General features: G+C 65.3%; 17 protein-coding genes. 8 read left to right on the forward strand and 9 right to left on the reverse strand.

Annotated elements, in window-relative coordinates:
* Positions 1-39: 39 nt before the first annotated feature.
* Complete coding sequence (locus AGI3411_RS18900; RefSeq protein WP_129528873.1) at positions 40-699, forward strand: thiopurine S-methyltransferase; 660 nt, start codon at positions 40-42, stop codon at positions 697-699.
* Between the two features lie 6 nt (positions 700-705).
* Here AGI3411_RS18900 and AGI3411_RS18905 read toward each other — a convergent pair whose 3' ends face one another.
* The 6 genes from AGI3411_RS18905 to AGI3411_RS18930 all read right to left on the reverse strand — a co-directional run bounded on the left by AGI3411_RS18905 (position 706) and on the right by AGI3411_RS18930 (position 7,217).
* A complete protein-coding gene (locus tag AGI3411_RS18905; RefSeq protein ID WP_244240390.1) occupies positions 706-1,533 on the reverse strand; it encodes an SDR family oxidoreductase in 828 nt (275 codons plus the stop codon).
* On the reverse strand, positions 1,530-2,525 hold the full coding sequence (locus AGI3411_RS18910) for an NAD(P)H-quinone oxidoreductase (protein WP_129528874.1): 996 nt from the start codon (positions 2,523-2,525) through the stop codon (positions 1,530-1,532). Before AGI3411_RS18910 ends, AGI3411_RS18905 begins: the two co-directional genes overlap by 4 nt.
* A gap of 19 nt (positions 2,526-2,544) precedes the next feature.
* The gene (locus AGI3411_RS18915; protein ID WP_043543970.1) at positions 2,545-3,249 is read right to left on the reverse strand and encodes an ABC transporter ATP-binding protein; all 705 of its coding nucleotides are present in this window, start codon (positions 3,247-3,249) and stop codon (positions 2,545-2,547) included.
* Complete coding sequence (locus AGI3411_RS18920) at positions 3,242-5,023, reverse strand: branched-chain amino acid ABC transporter ATP-binding protein/permease (protein ID WP_129528875.1); 1,782 nt, start codon at positions 5,021-5,023, stop codon at positions 3,242-3,244. Before AGI3411_RS18920 ends, AGI3411_RS18915 begins: the two co-directional genes overlap by 8 nt.
* Before the next feature lie 22 nt (positions 5,024-5,045).
* Complete coding sequence (locus AGI3411_RS18925; RefSeq protein WP_129528876.1) at positions 5,046-5,912, reverse strand: branched-chain amino acid ABC transporter permease; 867 nt, start codon at positions 5,910-5,912, stop codon at positions 5,046-5,048.
* Between the two features lie 105 nt (positions 5,913-6,017).
* Positions 6,018-7,217: an ABC transporter substrate-binding protein gene (locus AGI3411_RS18930; protein ID WP_129528877.1), complete on the reverse strand. Its 1,200-nt coding sequence runs from the start codon at positions 7,215-7,217 to the stop codon at positions 6,018-6,020.
* A 327-nt stretch (positions 7,218-7,544) separates the two neighbouring features.
* Here AGI3411_RS18930 and AGI3411_RS18935 point away from each other — a divergent pair, with 327 nt between their 5' ends.
* The 3 genes from AGI3411_RS18935 to kce are packed head-to-tail and all read left to right on the forward strand — an operon-like array spanning position 7,545 to position 10,211.
* On the forward strand, positions 7,545-8,327 hold the full coding sequence (locus AGI3411_RS18935; RefSeq protein ID WP_129528878.1) for an SDR family oxidoreductase: 783 nt from the start codon (positions 7,545-7,547) through the stop codon (positions 8,325-8,327).
* The gene (locus tag AGI3411_RS18940) at positions 8,327-9,283 is read left to right on the forward strand and encodes a 3-hydroxyacyl-CoA dehydrogenase (RefSeq protein ID WP_129528879.1); all 957 of its coding nucleotides are present in this window, start codon (positions 8,327-8,329) and stop codon (positions 9,281-9,283) included. Before AGI3411_RS18935 ends, AGI3411_RS18940 begins: the two co-directional genes overlap by 1 nt.
* Positions 9,276-10,211, forward strand: coding sequence for a 3,5-dioxohexanoate:acetyl-CoA acetone transferase (kce, locus tag AGI3411_RS18945; protein WP_129528880.1), 936 nt, complete (start codon positions 9,276-9,278; stop codon positions 10,209-10,211). Before AGI3411_RS18940 ends, kce begins: the two co-directional genes overlap by 8 nt.
* A 51-nt stretch (positions 10,212-10,262) precedes the next feature.
* Here the strand turns inward: kce and AGI3411_RS18950 are convergent, their stop codons facing one another.
* Together AGI3411_RS18950 and AGI3411_RS18955 are read right to left on the reverse strand one after the other, a co-directional pair.
* Positions 10,263-11,333 (reverse strand): glycerol dehydrogenase, encoded by a 1,071-nt coding sequence (locus tag AGI3411_RS18950; protein ID WP_129528881.1) that lies wholly within the window; start codon positions 11,331-11,333, stop codon positions 10,263-10,265.
* A gap of 9 nt (positions 11,334-11,342) precedes the next feature.
* The gene (locus AGI3411_RS18955) at positions 11,343-12,047 is read right to left on the reverse strand and encodes a GntR family transcriptional regulator (RefSeq protein WP_129528882.1); all 705 of its coding nucleotides are present in this window, start codon (positions 12,045-12,047) and stop codon (positions 11,343-11,345) included.
* Positions 12,048-12,172: 125 nt separating this feature from the next.
* On the opposite strand from AGI3411_RS18955, the gene AGI3411_RS18960 reads away from it, so the two are divergent.
* The 4 genes from AGI3411_RS18960 to AGI3411_RS18975 are packed head-to-tail and all read left to right on the forward strand — an operon-like array spanning position 12,173 to position 16,463.
* Positions 12,173-13,030, forward strand: a complete 858-nt coding sequence (locus AGI3411_RS18960; RefSeq protein ID WP_129528883.1) for a transketolase — start codon at positions 12,173-12,175, stop codon at positions 13,028-13,030.
* Positions 13,031-14,017, forward strand: coding sequence for a transketolase family protein (locus AGI3411_RS18965; RefSeq protein ID WP_129528884.1), 987 nt, complete (start codon positions 13,031-13,033; stop codon positions 14,015-14,017).
* Between the two features lie 14 nt (positions 14,018-14,031).
* Positions 14,032-14,835, forward strand: coding sequence for a shikimate dehydrogenase family protein (locus tag AGI3411_RS18970; RefSeq protein WP_129528885.1), 804 nt, complete (start codon positions 14,032-14,034; stop codon positions 14,833-14,835).
* 32 nt (positions 14,836-14,867) lie between these two features.
* Positions 14,868-16,463: a GMC family oxidoreductase gene (locus AGI3411_RS18975; RefSeq protein ID WP_129528886.1), complete on the forward strand. Its 1,596-nt coding sequence runs from the start codon at positions 14,868-14,870 to the stop codon at positions 16,461-16,463.
* A 201-nt stretch (positions 16,464-16,664) separates the two neighbouring features.
* Here the strand turns inward: AGI3411_RS18975 and AGI3411_RS18980 are convergent, their stop codons facing one another.
* The gene (locus tag AGI3411_RS18980; RefSeq protein WP_129528887.1) at positions 16,665-17,678 is read right to left on the reverse strand and encodes a proline racemase family protein; all 1,014 of its coding nucleotides are present in this window, start codon (positions 17,676-17,678) and stop codon (positions 16,665-16,667) included.
* Between the last annotated feature and the right edge of the window lie 16 nt (positions 17,679-17,694).

A 17,694-nucleotide genomic window follows, 5' to 3' on the forward strand; every position in this document is an offset into this window, starting at 1 on the left:
ACTACAATGCCCAACACCCATAGGAGGAGCTGACTAGGTATGGACGCGGAATTCTGGTTGGAACGGTGGCGCGAAGGCCGCACGCACTTTCATCAATCGCGGGTAACGCCGCTGCTTCAGAAGTACTGGCCGACGCTGGGCGTGCCCAAAGAGGGCCGGGTGCTGGTGCCGCTTTGCGGCAAGTCGCTCGACATGATCTGGCTCGCCGCGCAGGGCAACCCCGTGCTGGGCGTCGAACTCTCGCAGCTCGCCGTGGAGCAGTTCTTCGAGGAAAACGAGCTCAAGCCGCTCACGCACCAATCCATCTACGGCCAGCATTACGTGGCCGGCAACATCGAGATCATCTGCGGCGACATCTTCAAGCTGGATGCGCAGATCCTGTCGCATTGCGTCGGCGCCTACGACCGCGCGGCGCTCGTGGCCCTGCCGGAGGCGATGCGCGCCGACTACGTACGCCATGTCTATGGCCAGTTGTCGCCCGCCCACCAGGGGCTGCTGATCACGCTGGACTACCCGCAGGAAGAGATGTCCGGGCCGCCGTTTTCGGTCGTCGATGCCGAGGTGCAGGCGATTTTCGCGGGCGCGTCGCCCGCGAAAATCATCGATCGCCGCGACATCCTGGAAAAGGAACCCAAATTCCTGGCCGCGGGCGTCAGCCGGCTGGACACGGTCGTGTACCACCTGGGCACACAACCCTGATCCCCCTTAGGTCATCAGCCAGCCGCCGGCCACGTCCAGCACCTGGCCGGTGACGAAGCGGGCCTGATCCGAGGCGAAAAACAGGCAGGCGTCCGCCACTTCTTCCGGCGTACCCAGGCGCCGCAGGGCGGTCACCTGCGCCACGGCGTCGTTGATTTCCTTGGGCACGGTCTTCAGCAGGGGCGTGCTGATGCGGCCCGGCGCCAGGGCGTTCACCGTCACCTGGTGTTCGCCCAGCTCGGCGGCCCAATGGCGCGTGAGGCCGATCAGCCCGGCCTTCGTCGCCGCGTAATGCGCGGCCACGATATCGCAATACGCCCGTCCGGCCACCGAAGACATATTGATCACCCGGCCCTGGCGCTGCTTGACCATGTGCGGCGTGGCCAGATGCGTCATGTAGAACACGCTGTTCAGGTTTACCGAGACGACGTTTTCCCATTCCTTCGGCGGCATCTCCCACACTTTCAGCGCGCGGCCGTCCGTCTTCGGAGAAATGCCGACGTTGTTTACCAGGATGGTGGCCGCGCCGAGGTCGCGGGTGATGCGGTCGTAGGCGGCCTGGCATTCCTCGAAGCGCGCGACGTCCGCATGCACGAAGCAGACCTCATGGCCGCGCTTGCGCAGTTCCTGTTCGTAGGCTTGCCCGCCTTGGGAATTGAAGTCGACGAGCCCGACGCGGCCGCCTTCGGCCAGGAATCCCTCGACGATAGCCGAGCCGATGCCGCCAACCGCGCCGGTCACGATGGCGACCTGATCCTTGAAGCGCGCGCTGGCGGGATTCTCTCCCTGCTGCGCATTCCGGTATTCGCCCTTGGGATGGCCCGGCGCGCTCATGCGGCCACCTTCAGCATGATCTTGCCGATGTGCTTGCTGCTTTCCATCAGCGCGTGCGCCCGCGCCGCCTCGGCCAGCGGGAACACCTCGTGTATCAGCGGCAGGCATTGCCCCTTTTCCATCAGCGGCAGCACCTTGTCGGCCAGCGACCGAGCGATCGCGCCCTTGTCTTCGTCAGATCTCGGCCGCAGCGTCGATCCCGTGAATTGCAGACGCTTGGTCATGATGGGCATGGCGTCGATCTCGGCCTTGCTGCCCTCCAGGAAGGCGATCTGCACCAGCCGCCCATTGACCGCGAGCAGCCGCAGGTTCTTGTTGATGTAGGACCCGCCCACCATGTCCAGGATGACATCCACGCCGTGGCCGCCGCTGCCCTGGCGCACCTCGGCCTCGAAATCGGCGTCGCGGTACAGCACGGCGTGGTGCGCGCCGGCGGCCGCGCAGGCTTTCGCCTTGTCCTGGTTGCCGACGGTGGTCCAGACCTCGGCGCCGAAGGCGCGCGCCAGCTGGATCGCGGTCAGGCCGATGCCGCTGGAACCGCCGTGCACGAGAAACCGTTCGCCGGCCGCGAGGCGGGCGCGGTCGAACACATTGGTCCAGACAGTGAAATAGTTCTCGGGGATGGCGGCGGCGGACAGCAGGTCCAGGCCGCGCGGCACCGGCAGGCAATGGCGTTCATCGGCCAGGCAGTACTGGGCATAGCCGCCGCCCGGCGTCAGCGCGCAAACCTGGTCGCCTACTTTCCAGGCGCTGGCCTCGGGGCCCGTGGCGATAACGGTGCCGGACACCTCCAGCCCCAGGTAGGGCGAGGCGCCGGGAGGAGGGGGGTAGGCGCCCGAGCGTTGCAGCACGTCGGGGCGGTTGACCCCGGCGTAGGCAACCTCGATCAGCACCTGGCGGCCGACAGGCGACTCCATGTCGCGTTCGGCGACGCGCATGCAGTCGGGCGCGCCGCCCTTGCCATGATCGATGAATGTGCAGCGTAAAGACATAACAGGTCGTTCCTTGGAATCAATGGCCCAGATAGGCCTTCTTCACGTGAGGGTCGCTGAGCAGTTCCGCGCCGGTGCCCGTGCGCACGATGGCGCCGTTCTCCAGCACGTAGCCGCGGTCGGCCAGCCGCAGCGTGCGGAACACGTTCTGCTCCACCAGCAGCACGGTCACGCCGTGCGAGGTGACATTGCGGATGACGTCGAACATCTGCTGCACCAGCAGCGGCGATAGGCCGAGCGAGGGTTCGTCGAACACCAGCAGCTTGGGATCGGCCATCATGCCGCGCGCGATCGCCACCATCTGCTGTTCGCCGCCGGAGAGCGATCCGGCGTATTGATTCAACCGTTCCTTGACGCGCGGGAAAATGTCCAGCACCTCGTCCAGCTTGCGCTGCACGATAGGGCGGGCGGCACGCTTGTACGACCCCATCAGCAGGTTGTCGCGAACGGTGAAGTGCGGAAACAGCTGGCGCCCTTCCGGAATCATGGTGATGCCGGCGTCCACGATGTCGTAGGGCTTGCGGTTGGTGAGGTCCTGGCCTTCGAATTCGACCTTGCCCCCCATGGCGCCGATGACGCCGCAAAGGGCCTTGAGCGTGGTGGTCTTGCCGGCGCCGTTGGCGCCGATCAACGTGACGATTTCGCCGGCATTGACCTCGAAGTTCAGGCCGTTCAACACCTGGCTCTTGCCATAGCCGGCGGACAGGTTCGAAACCTTAAGCATCCTGGAACTCCTTGCCCAAATAGGCTTCGATGACGGCGGGGTTCTCCACCACGTCCTTGGGCGCGCCGCTGACCAGCACCGCGCCTTCGTTCAGCACGATGATGCGGTCGGACAGCGCCATGGTGGCCTGCATCATGTGTTCGATGAGCAGCACCGACACGCCCGAGTCGCGGATACGCCGGATCATCTGGATGGATTTCTCGATGTCGGTCGGGTTCAGGCCCGCCATCACCTCGTCCAGCAGCAGGATGCGTGGTTTGATCGCCAGCGCGCGGGCGACCTCCAGGCGTTTCATCCCACCCACCGTCAGGCTGCGCGCTTCGGTGTTCAGGTACTTCACCAGGTCGGTCTGCTCGGCGACCTTGAGCGCGATCTGCTCGGCCTCGTCGCGGTCCGAGGTGCGGATGAAGGCGCCCAGCATGATGTTTTCGAGCACCGTCAGGCCGGTGAACGGCTTGGCGATCTGGAACGTGCGGCCCAGGCCCTGGTGCGCAAATTCGTCCGGCGTTTTGCAGGTGACCCAGTTGCCCTGGGCGTCCAGCATCGAAATGCCGCCCTTGTCCGGCGAAAGGAAGCCCGACAGCAGGTTGAACACCGTGGTCTTGCCCGCGCCGTTCGGCCCGATCATGCCCAGGATTTCATTCTGGTTCAGCGTCAGCGACACGTCGTTGGTTGCGCGCAGGCCGCCGAAACTCTTGAACAGCTTGTCGGCTTTCAGCACTGGCTTTTCGGCGCGGACGGCGTTGTGCAGGCGCACTTCGTCGGCCAGCTTGCGCTTGGCGCGGGGCGTGCCCAGGTAGGGCAGCTTGGACAGCCAGCGCTCGATGACGGGGCCGAAAGCGCCGGCCAGGCCGCGCGGGATGGTCAGCACCACGCCCACCAGGATCAGACCGTAGATCAGACCATGCATGCCGTTGCCCACGCTGCTGAGCCAGCCCCGCGCCAGTTCGGCGATGGGCAGGACCAGGAAGGTGCCGGCGATGGGGCCGCTTACGGTGCCCAGGCCGCCGATCAGCGCGAACATGGCGACCTGGATCGACAGTTCCAGCGAAAACGCCGAGCTGGGATCCACGAAGGTCAGGTAGGTGATATGGAAGGTGCCGATGATGCTGGTCAGCATGGCCGACACGACGGCGGCGATGATCTTCATGCGCACGGTATGGATGCCGACGGCCAGCGCGGCGTCTTCCCGTTCCCGGATGGCGATCAGGTAATGGCCGATGCGCGACTTGCGGATGTACCAGGACGCCCAGGTCACCAGCAGGAACAGGCCGAACGCGATGATCACGTAGTTGATCTTTTCGCGGAACACGATCCAGGTCCAGCCGATGTTCAGCGGCAGACTGATGCCGCTGGAGCCGCCCGTCCAGCTTTCTTCGTGGATGACCAGCAGGCGCACCACTTCAAGGATGGCGATGGTGGCCAGCGCGAAGAAGGGGCCGCGCAGGCGCATGGTCGGGTAGCTGATCAGGATGGCGACCGCCGCCGAGATCGCCGCGCCCACCAGCATGCCGAACCACGGGGAAATGCCGAAATTCTGCGTCATTAAGGTGGCCGTATAGCCGCCGATGCCATAGAAAACCGCATGGCCCAGGGACAGCTGGCCGGCGTAGCCGCCGACGATGTTCCATGCCACCGACAGGGCAGAGAACACGAACAGCAGGACGAAAAGGTTGGTCCAGAAAGGCGTGCCCATGACGACGGGCACGAGGAACATCACGATCAGCAAAATGACGCTGACGTAGGATTTGGGATGTCGAAAATCGGGAAACACGGCTCGCTCCTTGTTGCTCTGATCACTCGGTGCCGACGCCGAACAGTCCGTTCGGACGCATGACAAGGATCAAGAGGAAGATCCCGAAATACACGACCTCTTTCAGGTCGGGGGCGATATAGAAGCCGGCCAGCGTGTCGACGATGCCGATGATCATCGATCCGGCCACGGCACCGTACAGGCTGCCGAGGCCGCCCAGCACAACGATGACGAACGCCGTCAGCACGAAGTACGTGCCCACCGTGGGGAACACCGGATACTGCGGCGCCAGCAGGCCCGCGGCGATGCCGACGAAGGCCGTGCCCAGGCCGAAGGCGATGGCGTAGACGTTGTTGACGTTCACGCCCATCAGCGTGGCGGCGTAGCGGTGCTGCGCCACGGCCCGCAGCGCGCGGCCCAGGTAGGTGCGGTGCATGAAAATGTGCAGCAGCACCGCCAGGCTCAGGCCGACCACGAAAGTGATGAGCTGCCCAGTGACCATGGAGAACGGGCCGACGTCGATGGCGGTGGTTCCCAGTTCCACCGGCGCGCGGTAGACGTTGGCGCCGAATATGACCAGGGCGAGATTCAGGAGAATGGTGGAGACGCCCACCGTGGCGAAAATCTGGATGTGCTGATCGGCGTTGAGCAGCGGCTGGATGATGCCCTTCTGCGTCAGCGCGCCCAGCGCGAACAGGATGATGGCGACCGGCACGAGCCCCGCATACGGATGGACGCCGAGTTGCGCCGCGATCAGATAGACCAGGTACATGCCTATCATCAGGAATTCGCCGTGGGCGAAGTTCACGACGCGCACCACGCCGAAGATCAGCGTCAGCCCCAGGCTGATGATCGTGTACGCGCCGCCCAGCAACAGGCCGTTGATGACCAGTTGAATGAATAGTTCCATGTTGCAACCTCTTAGAGCGGCCCCGGCCCCGCCATGCCGCTGGCGAGGCCGGGGCGCGCGGACCCCGGGATACGTCGGGCGCCCCCGGAGCGCCCGAGCACTGGCTTACTTCTTGAAGACGGGTTTGCCGAGTGCGAGGTTGCTGGGCGCGATGGTGACGAGCTTGCCGTCCTGCCATTGCATGACGTAGAACGTGGAGGCGTTGTTCTGGCCGTCTTCGCCGAAGTCGAAGGCCCAACCGTTGGCCGTCTGGCCGGCCGGCTTCTTATAGGCCAGGACCGCTTCCCGGATCTTGTCCTTGTCCGTGGACTTGGCGTTGCCGATGGCTTCGAAGAAGGCCTTGGCGCCGACGTAGTTGGTCAGGCTGTGGCCCGATTGCGGGTCGCTCTTGTAGGCGGCCTTGTAGGCATCCAGGAATTTGTCCAGACCGGGCGCGCCCGCCGGGTTGATGGAGGCCTGGGGGAAGTCCAGGTCGAACACGCCGTTCATGTCGGCGCCGACGGCCTTGGCCGTGTCGGCCAGCGAATAGCCACCGCCCGCGCCGATGATGACTTTGGGCTTGAAGCCCGCGGCGCGCGCCTGGCTGAAGAACAGGATGGCGTCGTTCTGGTAGGCCGTCTGCAGCACCACGTCGACCTTCGCGCCCTTCAGGCGCAGGATCAGCGAGGACAGGTCGACCGCCTTGGCCGAGTAGGGCAGTACTTCCGCCACTGTGTAGCCCAGTTCCTGCGCGCGCTTTTTCTCGGTCGCCGCCACGTCGGTGCCGTAGGGGCCGTCTTCGTGGATGATGCCGATCTTGATGTCCTTGGGGTTCAGCCCCATGCCCGGCGCGATGCTGTCGTGCAGCGCGTTGACCACCGAGACGCCGTACAGCGCCGTATTCGGGTTGCTGCGGAACAGGTACTTGTAGCCGCGCGTGGTGATCTTGTGCGCGGTGGCGCCCAGCTCGAAGTACGGCACGCCGGCCAGTTCGGTGACGGGCGAGGCCGCATACGAGATGCCGGACGCATAACTGCCGAAGACACCGACCACGTTGGAGGAGATCAGGCGCTTGGTTTCCGACACGGCCTGCGTCGGGTCGACAGCGTCGGCCTTGATGATTTCGATCTTCTCGCCGTTGACGCCGCCCGCGGCGTTGATCTCATTGACGGCCAGTTCCAGGCCGCGATAGCTCTCCTGCCCCAGAAGCGCGAGCGCGCCGCTGAACGGGAAGAGGGCGCCCACTTTCATGTCTGCCGCCGCGTTGCCGGCCGCCAGCGCGCTGCACACGCCCAGCGCCAAAACAATTTTGTTGAACTTGAACACTATCTACGCTCCTTTGTCGGTATGGGATGCGGGCTTTTGTCTTGTCCGTCTTTTTTTGAATATATGATATATCTGCCGGCCGGGTAAGAAACCCCGCCTTGGATTCTAGTTGGGGTCGTAACCAGCCGAATCGGGGAATTCCCTAAAGCCGCATGAATAAAGACTTAGCGGGCAATAATTAGGGTTAACTATTAGCCCTGCGCCTGCATCGGAAGGCACCATCGGGTGATCGGAATCATTGTCGAAAGTACTGGAAAGTGCTTGGTTTTTTCATATATCGTATATCGTCAAACGCACGCTTTTCATAAGAATCTAGGAGACAGACGCATGTTCGAGGAAGTGGATTTCGCCGGGAAGAAGGTGCTGATCACCGCCGGCGCGGATGGGCTGGGCCTGGAAATGGCCAAGGTGTTCCGTCACGCGGGCGCCACGGTGTTCGTGTGCGACGTGAACGAAGCCCGTCTGGCCGCCTTGCCGTCGGAACTGCCCGGCGTGCATACCGCCGTGGCCGACGTGTCGGACGAGGGCAGTGTCGCTGCGCTGTTCGCCGCGGTGCGGCAGAAGCTGGGCGGGCTGGACATCCTTATCAACAATGCGGGCGTGGCCGGTCCCACCGGATATGTGGAAACCCTGTCCAAGGCCGATTGGGACCGCACGCTGGCCGTCAACATCACGGGGCAGTTCCTGTGCGCGCGGCAGGCGATCGGCCTGCTCAAAGAATCCAAGGCGGGCGTGATGATCAACCTGTCCTCGGCCGCGGGCCATCTGGGCTTCGCCGGGCGTTCGGTCTATTCGGCGTCGAAGTGGGCGGTGATCGGGTTCACCAAGTCGTTGGCGATTGAACTGGGTGCCCATGGCATCCGCGTCAACGCGATTCTTCCGGGCGCCGTGGAAGGCCCGCGCATCCGCGCCGTCATTGCCGCCAAGGCGGAAACGCTGGGCCGCCCGGTGGAAGAGATCGCCGGGCAGTACGAGAACCAGGCCGTGCTCGGCCGCATGGTCACTGCGCGCGATATCGCCAATATGGTGCTGTTCAACGCCAGCGAGGCCGCCCGCAGCGTGACGGGGCAGGCCATCGTGGTGGACGGCTTCACGCAGAAGCTCTACTGATGGGCGCCGGCGAACCGGCGCGCTGCGCCGCCATAGTTGGAACGGGCCTGATCGGCCAGGGCTGGGCCATTGTGTTCGCGCGCATGGGCTGGGACGTGCGGCTGTACGACGTCAACGCCGCCATGCTGGCCGAGGCCCGGGGCTTGATACAGCAGCAGCTGAACGAACTCGAACGCCACGGGCTGCTGACGGGCGCGGACGCCATCGCTGGTCGCGTCCACGTCGCAAGCAGCTTACCGGACGCGCTCAAGGGCGCCAGCTATATCCAGGAAAATTCGCCCGAGAACCTGGAGATCAAGCGCGCGCTGTTCTCGGCGCTGGACGCGGCGGCGGAACCCCTGGCCGTCATCGGCAGTTCCACCTCCAGCATTCCGGCCAGCCTGTTCACCGAGCACTTGTCCGGCCGGCACCGTTGCCTGGTCGCGCACCCGGTCAATCCGCCTTATCTCATCCCGGTCGTGGAATTGTGTCCGGCGCCCTGGACCAGCCAGGAAGCGCTGGACGGCGCCCATGCCGTCATGGCGGCCATCGGCCAGAAGCCGGTGCTCGTCAAGCGCGAAATCGAAGGGTTCGTCCTCAACCGCCTGCAGGGCGCCCTGCTGCACGAAGCCTTCCGGCTCGTCAGCGAGGGCGTCGCCAGCGCCGAAGACATCGACGTAACCGTGAAGGACGGACTGGGCCTGCGCTGGTCGTTCATGGGGCCGTTCGAAACCATCGACCTGAACGCCCCCGGCGGCATTGCCGACTATTGCGCGCGCTACGGCGGCCTGTACCGGTCCATCGGCGCCACCCAGGGCGAGTGCGTCGCCTGGGAGGGGGCGCTGGTCGACGCGCTGTCGGACGAACGGCGCACGCTGCTGCCCACCGAAGATCTTGCCAAGCGCCGCTTCTGGCGCGATGAAAAGCTGATGCGCCTGATGCGCCACAAGCAAAACAACGGAGACGACAATGGCTAAGCCCAAACAGAAAGTCATCATTACCTGCGCCGTGACGGGCGCCATCCACACGCCCAGCATGTCGCCGCATCTGCCGGTCACGGCCGACGAGATCGCGGAAGCCGCCATCGGGGCGGCCAAGGCCGGGGCGGCGGTGCTGCACCTGCACGCGCGGGATCCGCAGACCGGCAAGCCGTCGCAGGATCCCGCCCTGTTCAAGCCCTTCCTGGAGCGGATCAAGAACGAAACGGACGCCATCATCAATATCACCACAGGCGGAAGCCCGCATATGACGGTGGAAGAGCGTATGCGTCCGGCCACCACCTTCAAGCCGGAGGTGGCGTCGCTGAACATGGGGTCGATGAACTTCGGCCTCTTTCCCATGCTGGGCCGCTTCAAAGAGTTCAAGCACGACTGGGAACGCGAGCATCTCGAGAACAGCCGTTCGTTGATCTTCCGCAATACCTACCAGGACATCGAGTCCATCCTGACGCTGGGCAACGCCAACGGCACGCGCTTCGAGTTCGAGTGCTACGACATCAGCCACCTCTATAACCTGGCCCACTTCGTGGACCGCGGCCTGGTGAAGTCGCCGCCTTTCATCCAGTCGGTTTTCGGCATCCTGGGCGGTATCGGCCCGCACCCGGAAGACCTGATGCACATGAAGCGCACGGCGGACCGCCTTTTCGGCGACGAGTACGAGTGGTCGATCCTGGGCGCCGGCCGCGCGCAGATGCAGTTGGCAACCATTGGCGCGGCCATGGGATCGAACGTGCGCGTGGGGCTGGAGGATTCCCTGTGGATCGGCCCCGGCCAGATGGCCGAGTCCAACCGGGTCCAGGTGGAACGCATCCGCACGATCCTGGAGGCATTGAACCTGGAAATCGCGACGCCGGACGAAGCGCGGCAGAAGCTGGGCCTCAAGGGCCGGGACAACGTCGCTTTCTGACGCTGCCGCGGCCGGCCGGGGCGGCAACGCCCCCGCTGGCCGTTGCTTGGTTCAGGCGTGGCGGCGCAAGGCGGCGGCCAGAGCGCCGGTATCCAGCGCGCGGTCGAAGTTGGCGGCGTGGCGGGCCTTCAGGCTCAGGTCCGCGGCCAGCGCCAGTTCAGCGTCGGAAGGCGTGCCGGTGGCGCCGAGCTCGCGCAGGGTGGTGGGCAACCCCACCTGGGCGTACCACTGTTTGAGGTCGGCCAGCATGCCATCGGCGCGTTGCTCCAGGTCCAGCTGCACCAGCAGCCCGAGCGCCACTTGCAGGCCATGCGCCGAGGCGGCCACACCGTTGATTTTCGGCAGCCCGCGCGTCAGCGCATGGGCGATGGACAGGCCGCCGCTTTCGAAACCGAGACCGCTCATGAGGATCATCGCTTCCACCACGCGCTCGAATGCCGGCGTAGGCTGGCCGCTGCCGGCCGCCGCCACGGCGTCCGCGCCGTCGGCCAGCAGCGTGCGCAGGCAGCCGTCGGCGATGAACTGCGCGGTAAGCGGCGGCGCGCCGTCATACATGTTCTTGCCGCCGTTGCGCTGGCATTGCTCGGCCTCGAATTTCTTCGAGACCGCGTCGCCCAGGCCCGCGCGGAAGAAATGCGCGGGCGCGGTGGCGATGACGGCGGTGTCCACGAGCACGATCGTGGGGTTGAACAGCATGTGCTCCACCGCCAGGAGATTGTGATGGGCGTCGTACAGGACGTAGTTCTTGCTGGTCGGCGCGTCGTTGGACGCGACAGTGGGCACGGTGATCAGATGGCAATGCGAGGACTTCGCCACCGCCTTGCCCGCGTCCAGCGATTTGCCGCCGCCCACCGCGATCACCATGTCCACGCCGGCCGGCGCGCCCTGCGCGCGCAATTGCGCGATGACATCGGGCGTCAGGTCGCCCTCGACCACCAGCGGAACGAGCGTCACCTGGTGCCCGGTGCAGATTGCTTCGATTCTTGGCCCCAGCACGCCGTAGACATAGCTGTCGATGACGAGGGCGGCGCGGCGGCCGAACAGGGCCGCGTACTGGCCCAGGGTGTCCAGGGCGCCGGCCCCTTGGATGTAGCGGCTGGGGGCGCCAAAAATCTTCAGCATCGGGTTTTCCTATTTGCGGGACGAGGGGGGGCGGTAGTCGAGTTCCTTTTCGCGTTCGACCAGCCAATCGATCATGATCTTGCCGCCCCAGACCAGGTCGGCCTGGATGGCTTTCCTGGCCGCTTCGGAATCGCGCGCTTCCAGGGCTTCGAGCACCGCCTCGTGGCGGTGTTCGTCTTGCGAGTAGTCCAGTCCGGACGTCTTGACGTGGAACACCTTGAGGATCGGGCCGGTAATCACCCAGAACGATTCCACAGTGTTGCGCAGGATGGGCTTGTTGCTGGCTTCCAGGATCGCGAAGTGGAACTTCCGGTTCAGGTAGCTGGCGCGCTTGGGATCGGTTGCCGTGCAGGAGATGAAATCCCGTTGCAGCGCGATCAGGTTGTCCAGCTGCTTGCGCGTGATGTTCCGGGCGGCCTCGGCCGCGCCCATGCCTTCCAGGTGGAAGCGGATCTCCTGGATTTCGCGCAGCTTTTCCGAATTGACATAGGGCACATAGACCGCGGTGGCCGCCTGCATTTCCAGGCCCTGCTCGCTGATGAGCCGGAAAATGGCCTCGCGCACGGGCGTGATGGACACGCCCATTTCCTGGGCCAGTTCGCCAATGATGAGGCGCTCTCCGGGTTCGTACTGCCCGTTGATCAGGGCGTTGCGGATTTCGTTGTAGACCCTGACGGAGAGGTTCTCTTTCTTTACCGGTTTAAGGCTCGACATAACGGTTGCGGGCTTGCTGTATTGATGGAACGGGTGGATTCGGGGTGAATTCTAGCCCGCCATGGCCAATTCAAGCTCAATGGGTATATTATATATCATATATCCTAACGGCAACAGGAGACGCCATGCGCCAGGAAAGGGAGGCTCCTTCGGAAGAGGAGATCCGGCTACTGCGGGAAAAGGCCCGCTTTATCCGGCTGGAGACAATCAGATTGATCGAGATCGCCAAGGTCGGGCACTACAGTTCGGTGTTCTCGTGCGCGGAAATATTCGCCGCGCTGTACTACGACGTCATGCGCCTGCGCCCGGGCGAACCGCAGTGGCCCGACCGGGACCGCTTCCTCATGGGCAAGGGTCACGCGGCCGTCGGTTTGTTCCCGGTCCTGGCCGACCACGGCTTCATCGGCCGGGAATTGCTGGACGGCTACACCCGCCTGGGTAGCCCGCTGGGCGACCACCCGGACATGAGCAAGGTGCCGGGCGTCGACTTCAGCTCCGGCTCCATCGGCCATGCCCTGTCCAATGGGGTGGGCATGGCGGTCGGCGGCCGCATGAGCCAGCGCGATTTCAATGTGTTCGTCATGCTGGGCGACGGCGAGATGCAGGAAGGGCAGGTCTGGGAGGCGGCGCTGTTCGCGGCGCACAACCGCCTGTCGCGCCTGATCGCGATCATCGACCGCAATGGCTATCAGCTGGATGGCAAGGTGGACGACGTGATGGGCGTCGAGTCCCTGCGGGAAAAATGGCAGGCCTTCGGCTGGGACGTGCACGAGGTCGACGGCCACAACCTGCAGGAACTGACTGCGCTGCTGCGCCGCCTGCGCGCCGACGAACGGCGCGAGAAGCCGGCCTGCGTGATCGCCCGGACGGTCAAGGGCAAGGGCGTTTCCTTCATGGAGACGGAACCCGGCTGGCACCTGGGCTACCTGGCGCCGCAGGACGCGCAAGGCGCCATCGACGAAATCATGTCCCGCGAGATCTGAATGGCACACTCACAGACGCTTTCCCCCGATTCCTGGCAGTACCGCGCGCTGAATGCGGTGAACCCCGGGCTTTCCTATCTTTCGGACGCGCTGATCGAACTGGCGGCGCAGGGGCATCCCGTGGTGGCCGGGTCGGCCGACCTGCAGTACTCCAACGGGCTGAACCGTTTCGCGCAGGCTTACCCCGACCGCTACATCCAGTTCGGCATTTCCGAGCAAAACATGGTGTCGGCGGCGGCCGGGCTGGCGACCACCGGCATGATGCCGTTCGTCGCGACCTTCGCTTCCTTCCTGGGCCTGCTGTGCTGCGAGCAGATCCGCATGGACGTGGCCTACACCAAGCTGCCCGTGCGGCTGATCGGCCATCACACCGGCATCAGCCTGGGCTTTTATGGCACCTCGCACCACGCCACGGAAGACATCTCCACGATGCGCGCCCTGGCCGGGCTGACGGTCGTGTCGCCTGCCGACGGGCCGCAGCTGGCTTCCGCGATCAAGGCCTCGGTGGATTGGCCGGAACCCATTTACTTTCGCATCGGGCGCGGCCGGGACCCACAGGTCTATGAAGACGGCGCGCCCTTCGAATTCGGCCGCGCGATCGTCCATTCCACCGGCAGCGACCTGAACATCATCGCCTGCGGCATCACTCTGCACGCCGCCCTGGCCGCCGCCGAGCAACTGCGCGGGGAAGGCCTGTCCGTGGGCGTGATCGACATGCCCACCATCAAGCCCCTGGATCGTGATGCCGTGCTGGCCGCCGCGACCCGGTCGGGGGCCCTGATGACGGTGGAAGAGCACAACGTGCTGGGCGGGCTGGGGTCGGCCGTGGCCGAAGTGCTGGCCGACGCGGGCTCGGGCACCCGCCTGCGCCGCCACGGCATCTATGACGAATACAGCCTGATCGCGCCGCCCACCACCCTGTATGCGCATTACAAGCTGGATGCCGCCGGCATCGGCGAGGTCGCGCGCGAACTGCTCAAGGCCTGAAAACGGAGAACGAAATGAAGGAAATCAGCGGAAGCACCCGCCTGTTCGGCATCCTGGCCGATCCGATCCATCATGTGAAGACGCCGCAGCGGATGAACGAGCATTTCGCCCGGATCGGTTTCGACGGCGTGTGCGTACCGTTCCACGCCCGCCCGGACGACCTGGCGGCGGTGGTCGAGGGGCTGCGCCGCCTGGAGAACCTGGGCGGTGTCATCGTCACCATTCCGCACAAGACCGCCATTCTGGATCTGGTCGATGACGCGACCCCCGTGGCGCGCAAGATCGGCGCCGCCAACGTGGTGCGCCGCGAGGCCGGCGGACGGCTGGTGGCGCACATGCTGGACGGCGAGGGGTTCGTGCGCGGGCTGCAGACGGCCGGCGTGTCGCTGGAGGGCAAGAGCGCCTATCTGGCGGGCGCGGGCGGCGCGGCCAATGCGATCGGTTTCGCGCTGGTCCAGGCCGGCGTCTCGAGGTTGACCATCGCCAACCGCACCGTGGCCAAGGCCGAAGACCTGAAGGCGCGCATCCTGTCCCTGCATCCCGGCGCCGACATCGCCATCGGCACGCCCGACCCGTCGGGGCATGACCTGGTCGTCAATGGCACGTCGCTGGGCATGAAGCCGGACGACGCGTTGCCGCTGGACGCCAGCCGGCTGGCGCCGGACCAACTGGTGTGCGAAGTGATCATGCAGCCGCGCGACACCGCGCTGCTGGTCGCGGCGCAGGCCCGAGGCTGCAAGGTGCATTACGGCGCGCCCATGCTGGCCTGCCAGATCGAACTGATGGCGCAGATGCTGGGCGTGGCGGATGCCAAGTAAGGCCGCGCGGCTTTTATCCGGACGTTGAAAAAATGGGCGATTACGATTTCATCATCGCGGGCGGCGGAACGGCCGGCTGCATCCTGGCCAACCGGCTGAGCGCTGACGGCAAACATCGCGTGCTGATGCTGGAAGCCGGCCACGAGGCGCGCAGCATGTGGATCTCGATCCCGGCCGGCTTTTCCAAGCTTCTCGTGAACCCGGACTACAACTGGCGCTTCGCCACCGAGCCGGAGGACAACGTGCATGGGCGGACCATCGCCGTGCCTCGCGGCAAGGGCGTGGGCGGGTCGACGCTGATCAACGGCATGATCTACGTGCGCGGCCAGCCGCAGGACTACGACGGCTGGGAGGCCGCCGGCGCCACCGGCTGGGGCGCCAGCCAGGCCGAGCGCGTGTTCCGCAAGATCGAACGCTACGAGCGCGGCGGCGAAGGCCGGGGCAAGACCGGCCCCATGCACCTGGAAGAGGTGGCGGAGCGGTTTCCGGTATCGGATGCGTTCCTGCGCGCCGCGCAGGAAGACGGCCAGCCCCTGAACGCGGATTACAACAGCGGCGATCAGGAAGGCGTGGGCTACTACCAGGTGCTGCAGCACCGTGGCCGGCGCTGGAGCGTGGTGGACGGCTATATGAAGCCCGCCGCCGGCCGCAAGAACCTGCGTGTCGAATGCGGGGCGCACGTGACGCGGTTGGTCTTCGAGGGCAGGCGCTGCGTGGGCGTCGTGTACCGGCAGAACGGGCAGGAGCATACGGTGCGGGCGACGCGCGAGACCTTGGTGTGCCTGGGGGCGGTGCAGTCGCCGCAACTGCTGGAACTGTCCGGCGTGGGTAATCCCGCGCTGCTGCAGTCCTTCGGAATTCCCATGGTGCATGCGCAGGCGCAGGTGGGCGAGAACTACATTGACCACTTCGCCACGCGCATGAACTGGCGCGTGAAAGGGACCGTGACACTGAACGAGATGTCGCGCGGATGGCGGCTGGCTCAACAGGTGGCGCGCTACTACACGCAGGACAAGGGCATCCTGACCCTGGGCACGGGGCTGGTGCACGGTTTCGTGAAAAGCGCGCCCGACCTGCCCGCGCCGGACGTGCAGTACTTCTTCGTACACGCCAGCTACGCGAACGCGGCCGAACGTATCCTGGACCGGCATCCGGGCATGACGATCGGCGTGGCGCAGCTGCGGCCCGAATCGGTCGGATCCATCCACATCAAGTCCGCCGATCCGCTGGCAGGGCCGGCGATCAGGCCGAACTTCCTGTCCGCCCAGGTGGACCGGGACAGCCTGGTGGGCGGCATGCAGGTGGCGCGGCGCATCGTCGGCCAGCCGGCCTTGCGGCCTTATGTGGACGCGGAGGTCAGCCCCGGGGCCGGCGTGGAAAGCTACGACGAATGGCTGGATTTCGCGCGGCGCAACGGCCAGACCATCTACCATCCCATCGGCACCTGCCGCATGGGCTCGGACCCGGCGGCGGTCACCGACGCGCGCTTGCGCGTGAACGGTGTGTCGGGCCTGCGCGTGGTGGATGCGTCGGTCATGCCGAAGATGGTGTCCGGCAATACGCAGGCGGCCGTCATGATGGTGGCCGAACGCGGCGCGGAAATGATCCTGGAAGACGCGGCGCGGTAGTGCTTATTCCGGTGTCTGACACCCGTGCGAGATGATGCCAGTGTCTGACACCCGAGGAGATGGCCCGCACTCTGCTCCGGTGCCGCGTGGGTGTCAGACACCCGGGAACGCCGCTTCAGCTTGACGAGCATCTCGTACGGGTGTCAGACACTGGCATGTCGGCATCGCCATCTTGCCCGACACCCGGACCGAGCCGAACGCTCAGCGGATCAGGAAGCCCGCGCCCACGGGGTCGTTCTTGTCGATGACCCAGCGCGCCGTGCCCAGGATGCTGGCCGTTCCCTTGACCGTGGGGCGCACGGCCCGCGTGCCGTTCAGGTCTACCTCGCCGAGCAGGCAGCCTTCGAACACGCCGCTGCCCAGCAGGCCTTCCGACTTGATCGGCTGGTTCAGGCCCATCTTTCCTCGTGCCTCGAACATGGCCATCATCGCACTGGTGCCGGTGCCGCCGGGAGAACGGTCCAACTGGCCGGCGCTGAAGACGTGTACGTTCTTGTAGAACGCGCCTTCGATCGTCGGCTGGTGCCAGAAAGTGATGAAGTTCAGGTTGTTGATGTGCGCCTCGGTGGGATGCTGGATGCGCTGGCGGGCATTGAGCTGGTCGCGCACGATCAGGCCCATGCGGGACAGCTCGGTGCCGTTGTCGGGAGAGATGCGCAGGTCGCAGCCCGAAAGGTCCACGATGCCGAAGTAGTTGCCGCCCCAGACGATGTCGGCCGACAGTTTGCCGTAGCCGGGCAGTTCCACCGGGATATCCTGCGCGGCCACGTATGCCGGCACGTTCTCGAAGCGCGTCCACAGCACGTTTTCGCCTTCGGACGCCACTTCCGACACGACCAGGCCGGCCGTGGTTTCGAAGCGGATCTTGGTGATGCCGTCCTTGCCGCGCGGCACCAGGCCGTGCGCGACCATCGCCATGCTGACGGCGATGGTGCCATGGCCGCACATGTGCGAATACTCGGTGCCGTCGATGTAGATCAGGCCGGCGTCATATTCCGGGCTGGACGGCGGGGTGAGGAACACGCCGAACATGTCCTTGTGCCCGCGGGGCTCGCGCATCAGGGCCTTGCGCAGCCAGTCGTAGTTCTGCTCCAGGAACGCCCGCTTCTCCAGGATGGTGGATCCGGCGGGGTAAGGGATGCCGCTATGCACGATGCACAGGGGCTCGCCTTCGGTATGGGTATAGATGACATCGAACGCGTCTTGCTTGCGCATGACTGTGGCTCCAGAC

This window comes from Achromobacter agilis, from assembly GCF_900496965.1.
GTDB classification, from domain to species: domain Bacteria; phylum Pseudomonadota; class Gammaproteobacteria; order Burkholderiales; family Burkholderiaceae_B; genus Achromobacter; species Achromobacter agilis.

Coding starts and splice junctions, on each gene's coding strand:
- kce (WP_129528880.1), top strand. CDS start 9,276: ATGGCTAAGCCCAAACAGAAAGTCATCATTACCTGCGCCGTGACGGGC.
- AGI3411_RS18960 (WP_129528883.1), top strand. CDS start 12,173: ATGCGCCAGGAAAGGGAGGCTCCTTCGGAAGAGGAGATCCGGCTACTG.
- AGI3411_RS18975 (WP_129528886.1), top strand. CDS start 14,868: ATGGGCGATTACGATTTCATCATCGCGGGCGGCGGAACGGCCGGCTGC.
- AGI3411_RS18970 (WP_129528885.1), top strand. CDS start 14,032: ATGAAGGAAATCAGCGGAAGCACCCGCCTGTTCGGCATCCTGGCCGAT.
- AGI3411_RS18940 (WP_129528879.1), top strand. CDS start 8,327: ATGGGCGCCGGCGAACCGGCGCGCTGCGCCGCCATAGTTGGAACGGGC.
- AGI3411_RS18980 (WP_129528887.1), bottom strand. CDS start 17,678: ATGCGCAAGCAAGACGCGTTCGATGTCATCTATACCCATACCGAAGGC.
- AGI3411_RS18935 (WP_129528878.1), top strand. CDS start 7,545: ATGTTCGAGGAAGTGGATTTCGCCGGGAAGAAGGTGCTGATCACCGCC.
- AGI3411_RS18910 (WP_129528874.1), bottom strand. CDS start 2,525: ATGTCTTTACGCTGCACATTCATCGATCATGGCAAGGGCGGCGCGCCC.
- AGI3411_RS18955 (WP_129528882.1), bottom strand. CDS start 12,047: ATGTCGAGCCTTAAACCGGTAAAGAAAGAGAACCTCTCCGTCAGGGTC.
- AGI3411_RS18925 (WP_129528876.1), bottom strand. CDS start 5,912: ATGGAACTATTCATTCAACTGGTCATCAACGGCCTGTTGCTGGGCGGC.
- AGI3411_RS18900 (WP_129528873.1), top strand. CDS start 40: ATGGACGCGGAATTCTGGTTGGAACGGTGGCGCGAAGGCCGCACGCAC.
- AGI3411_RS18915 (WP_043543970.1), bottom strand. CDS start 3,249: ATGCTTAAGGTTTCGAACCTGTCCGCCGGCTATGGCAAGAGCCAGGTG.
- AGI3411_RS18950 (WP_129528881.1), bottom strand. CDS start 11,333: ATGCTGAAGATTTTTGGCGCCCCCAGCCGCTACATCCAAGGGGCCGGC.
- AGI3411_RS18965 (WP_129528884.1), top strand. CDS start 13,031: ATGGCACACTCACAGACGCTTTCCCCCGATTCCTGGCAGTACCGCGCG.
- AGI3411_RS18905 (WP_244240390.1), bottom strand. CDS start 1,533: ATGAGCGCGCCGGGCCATCCCAAGGGCGAATACCGGAATGCGCAGCAG.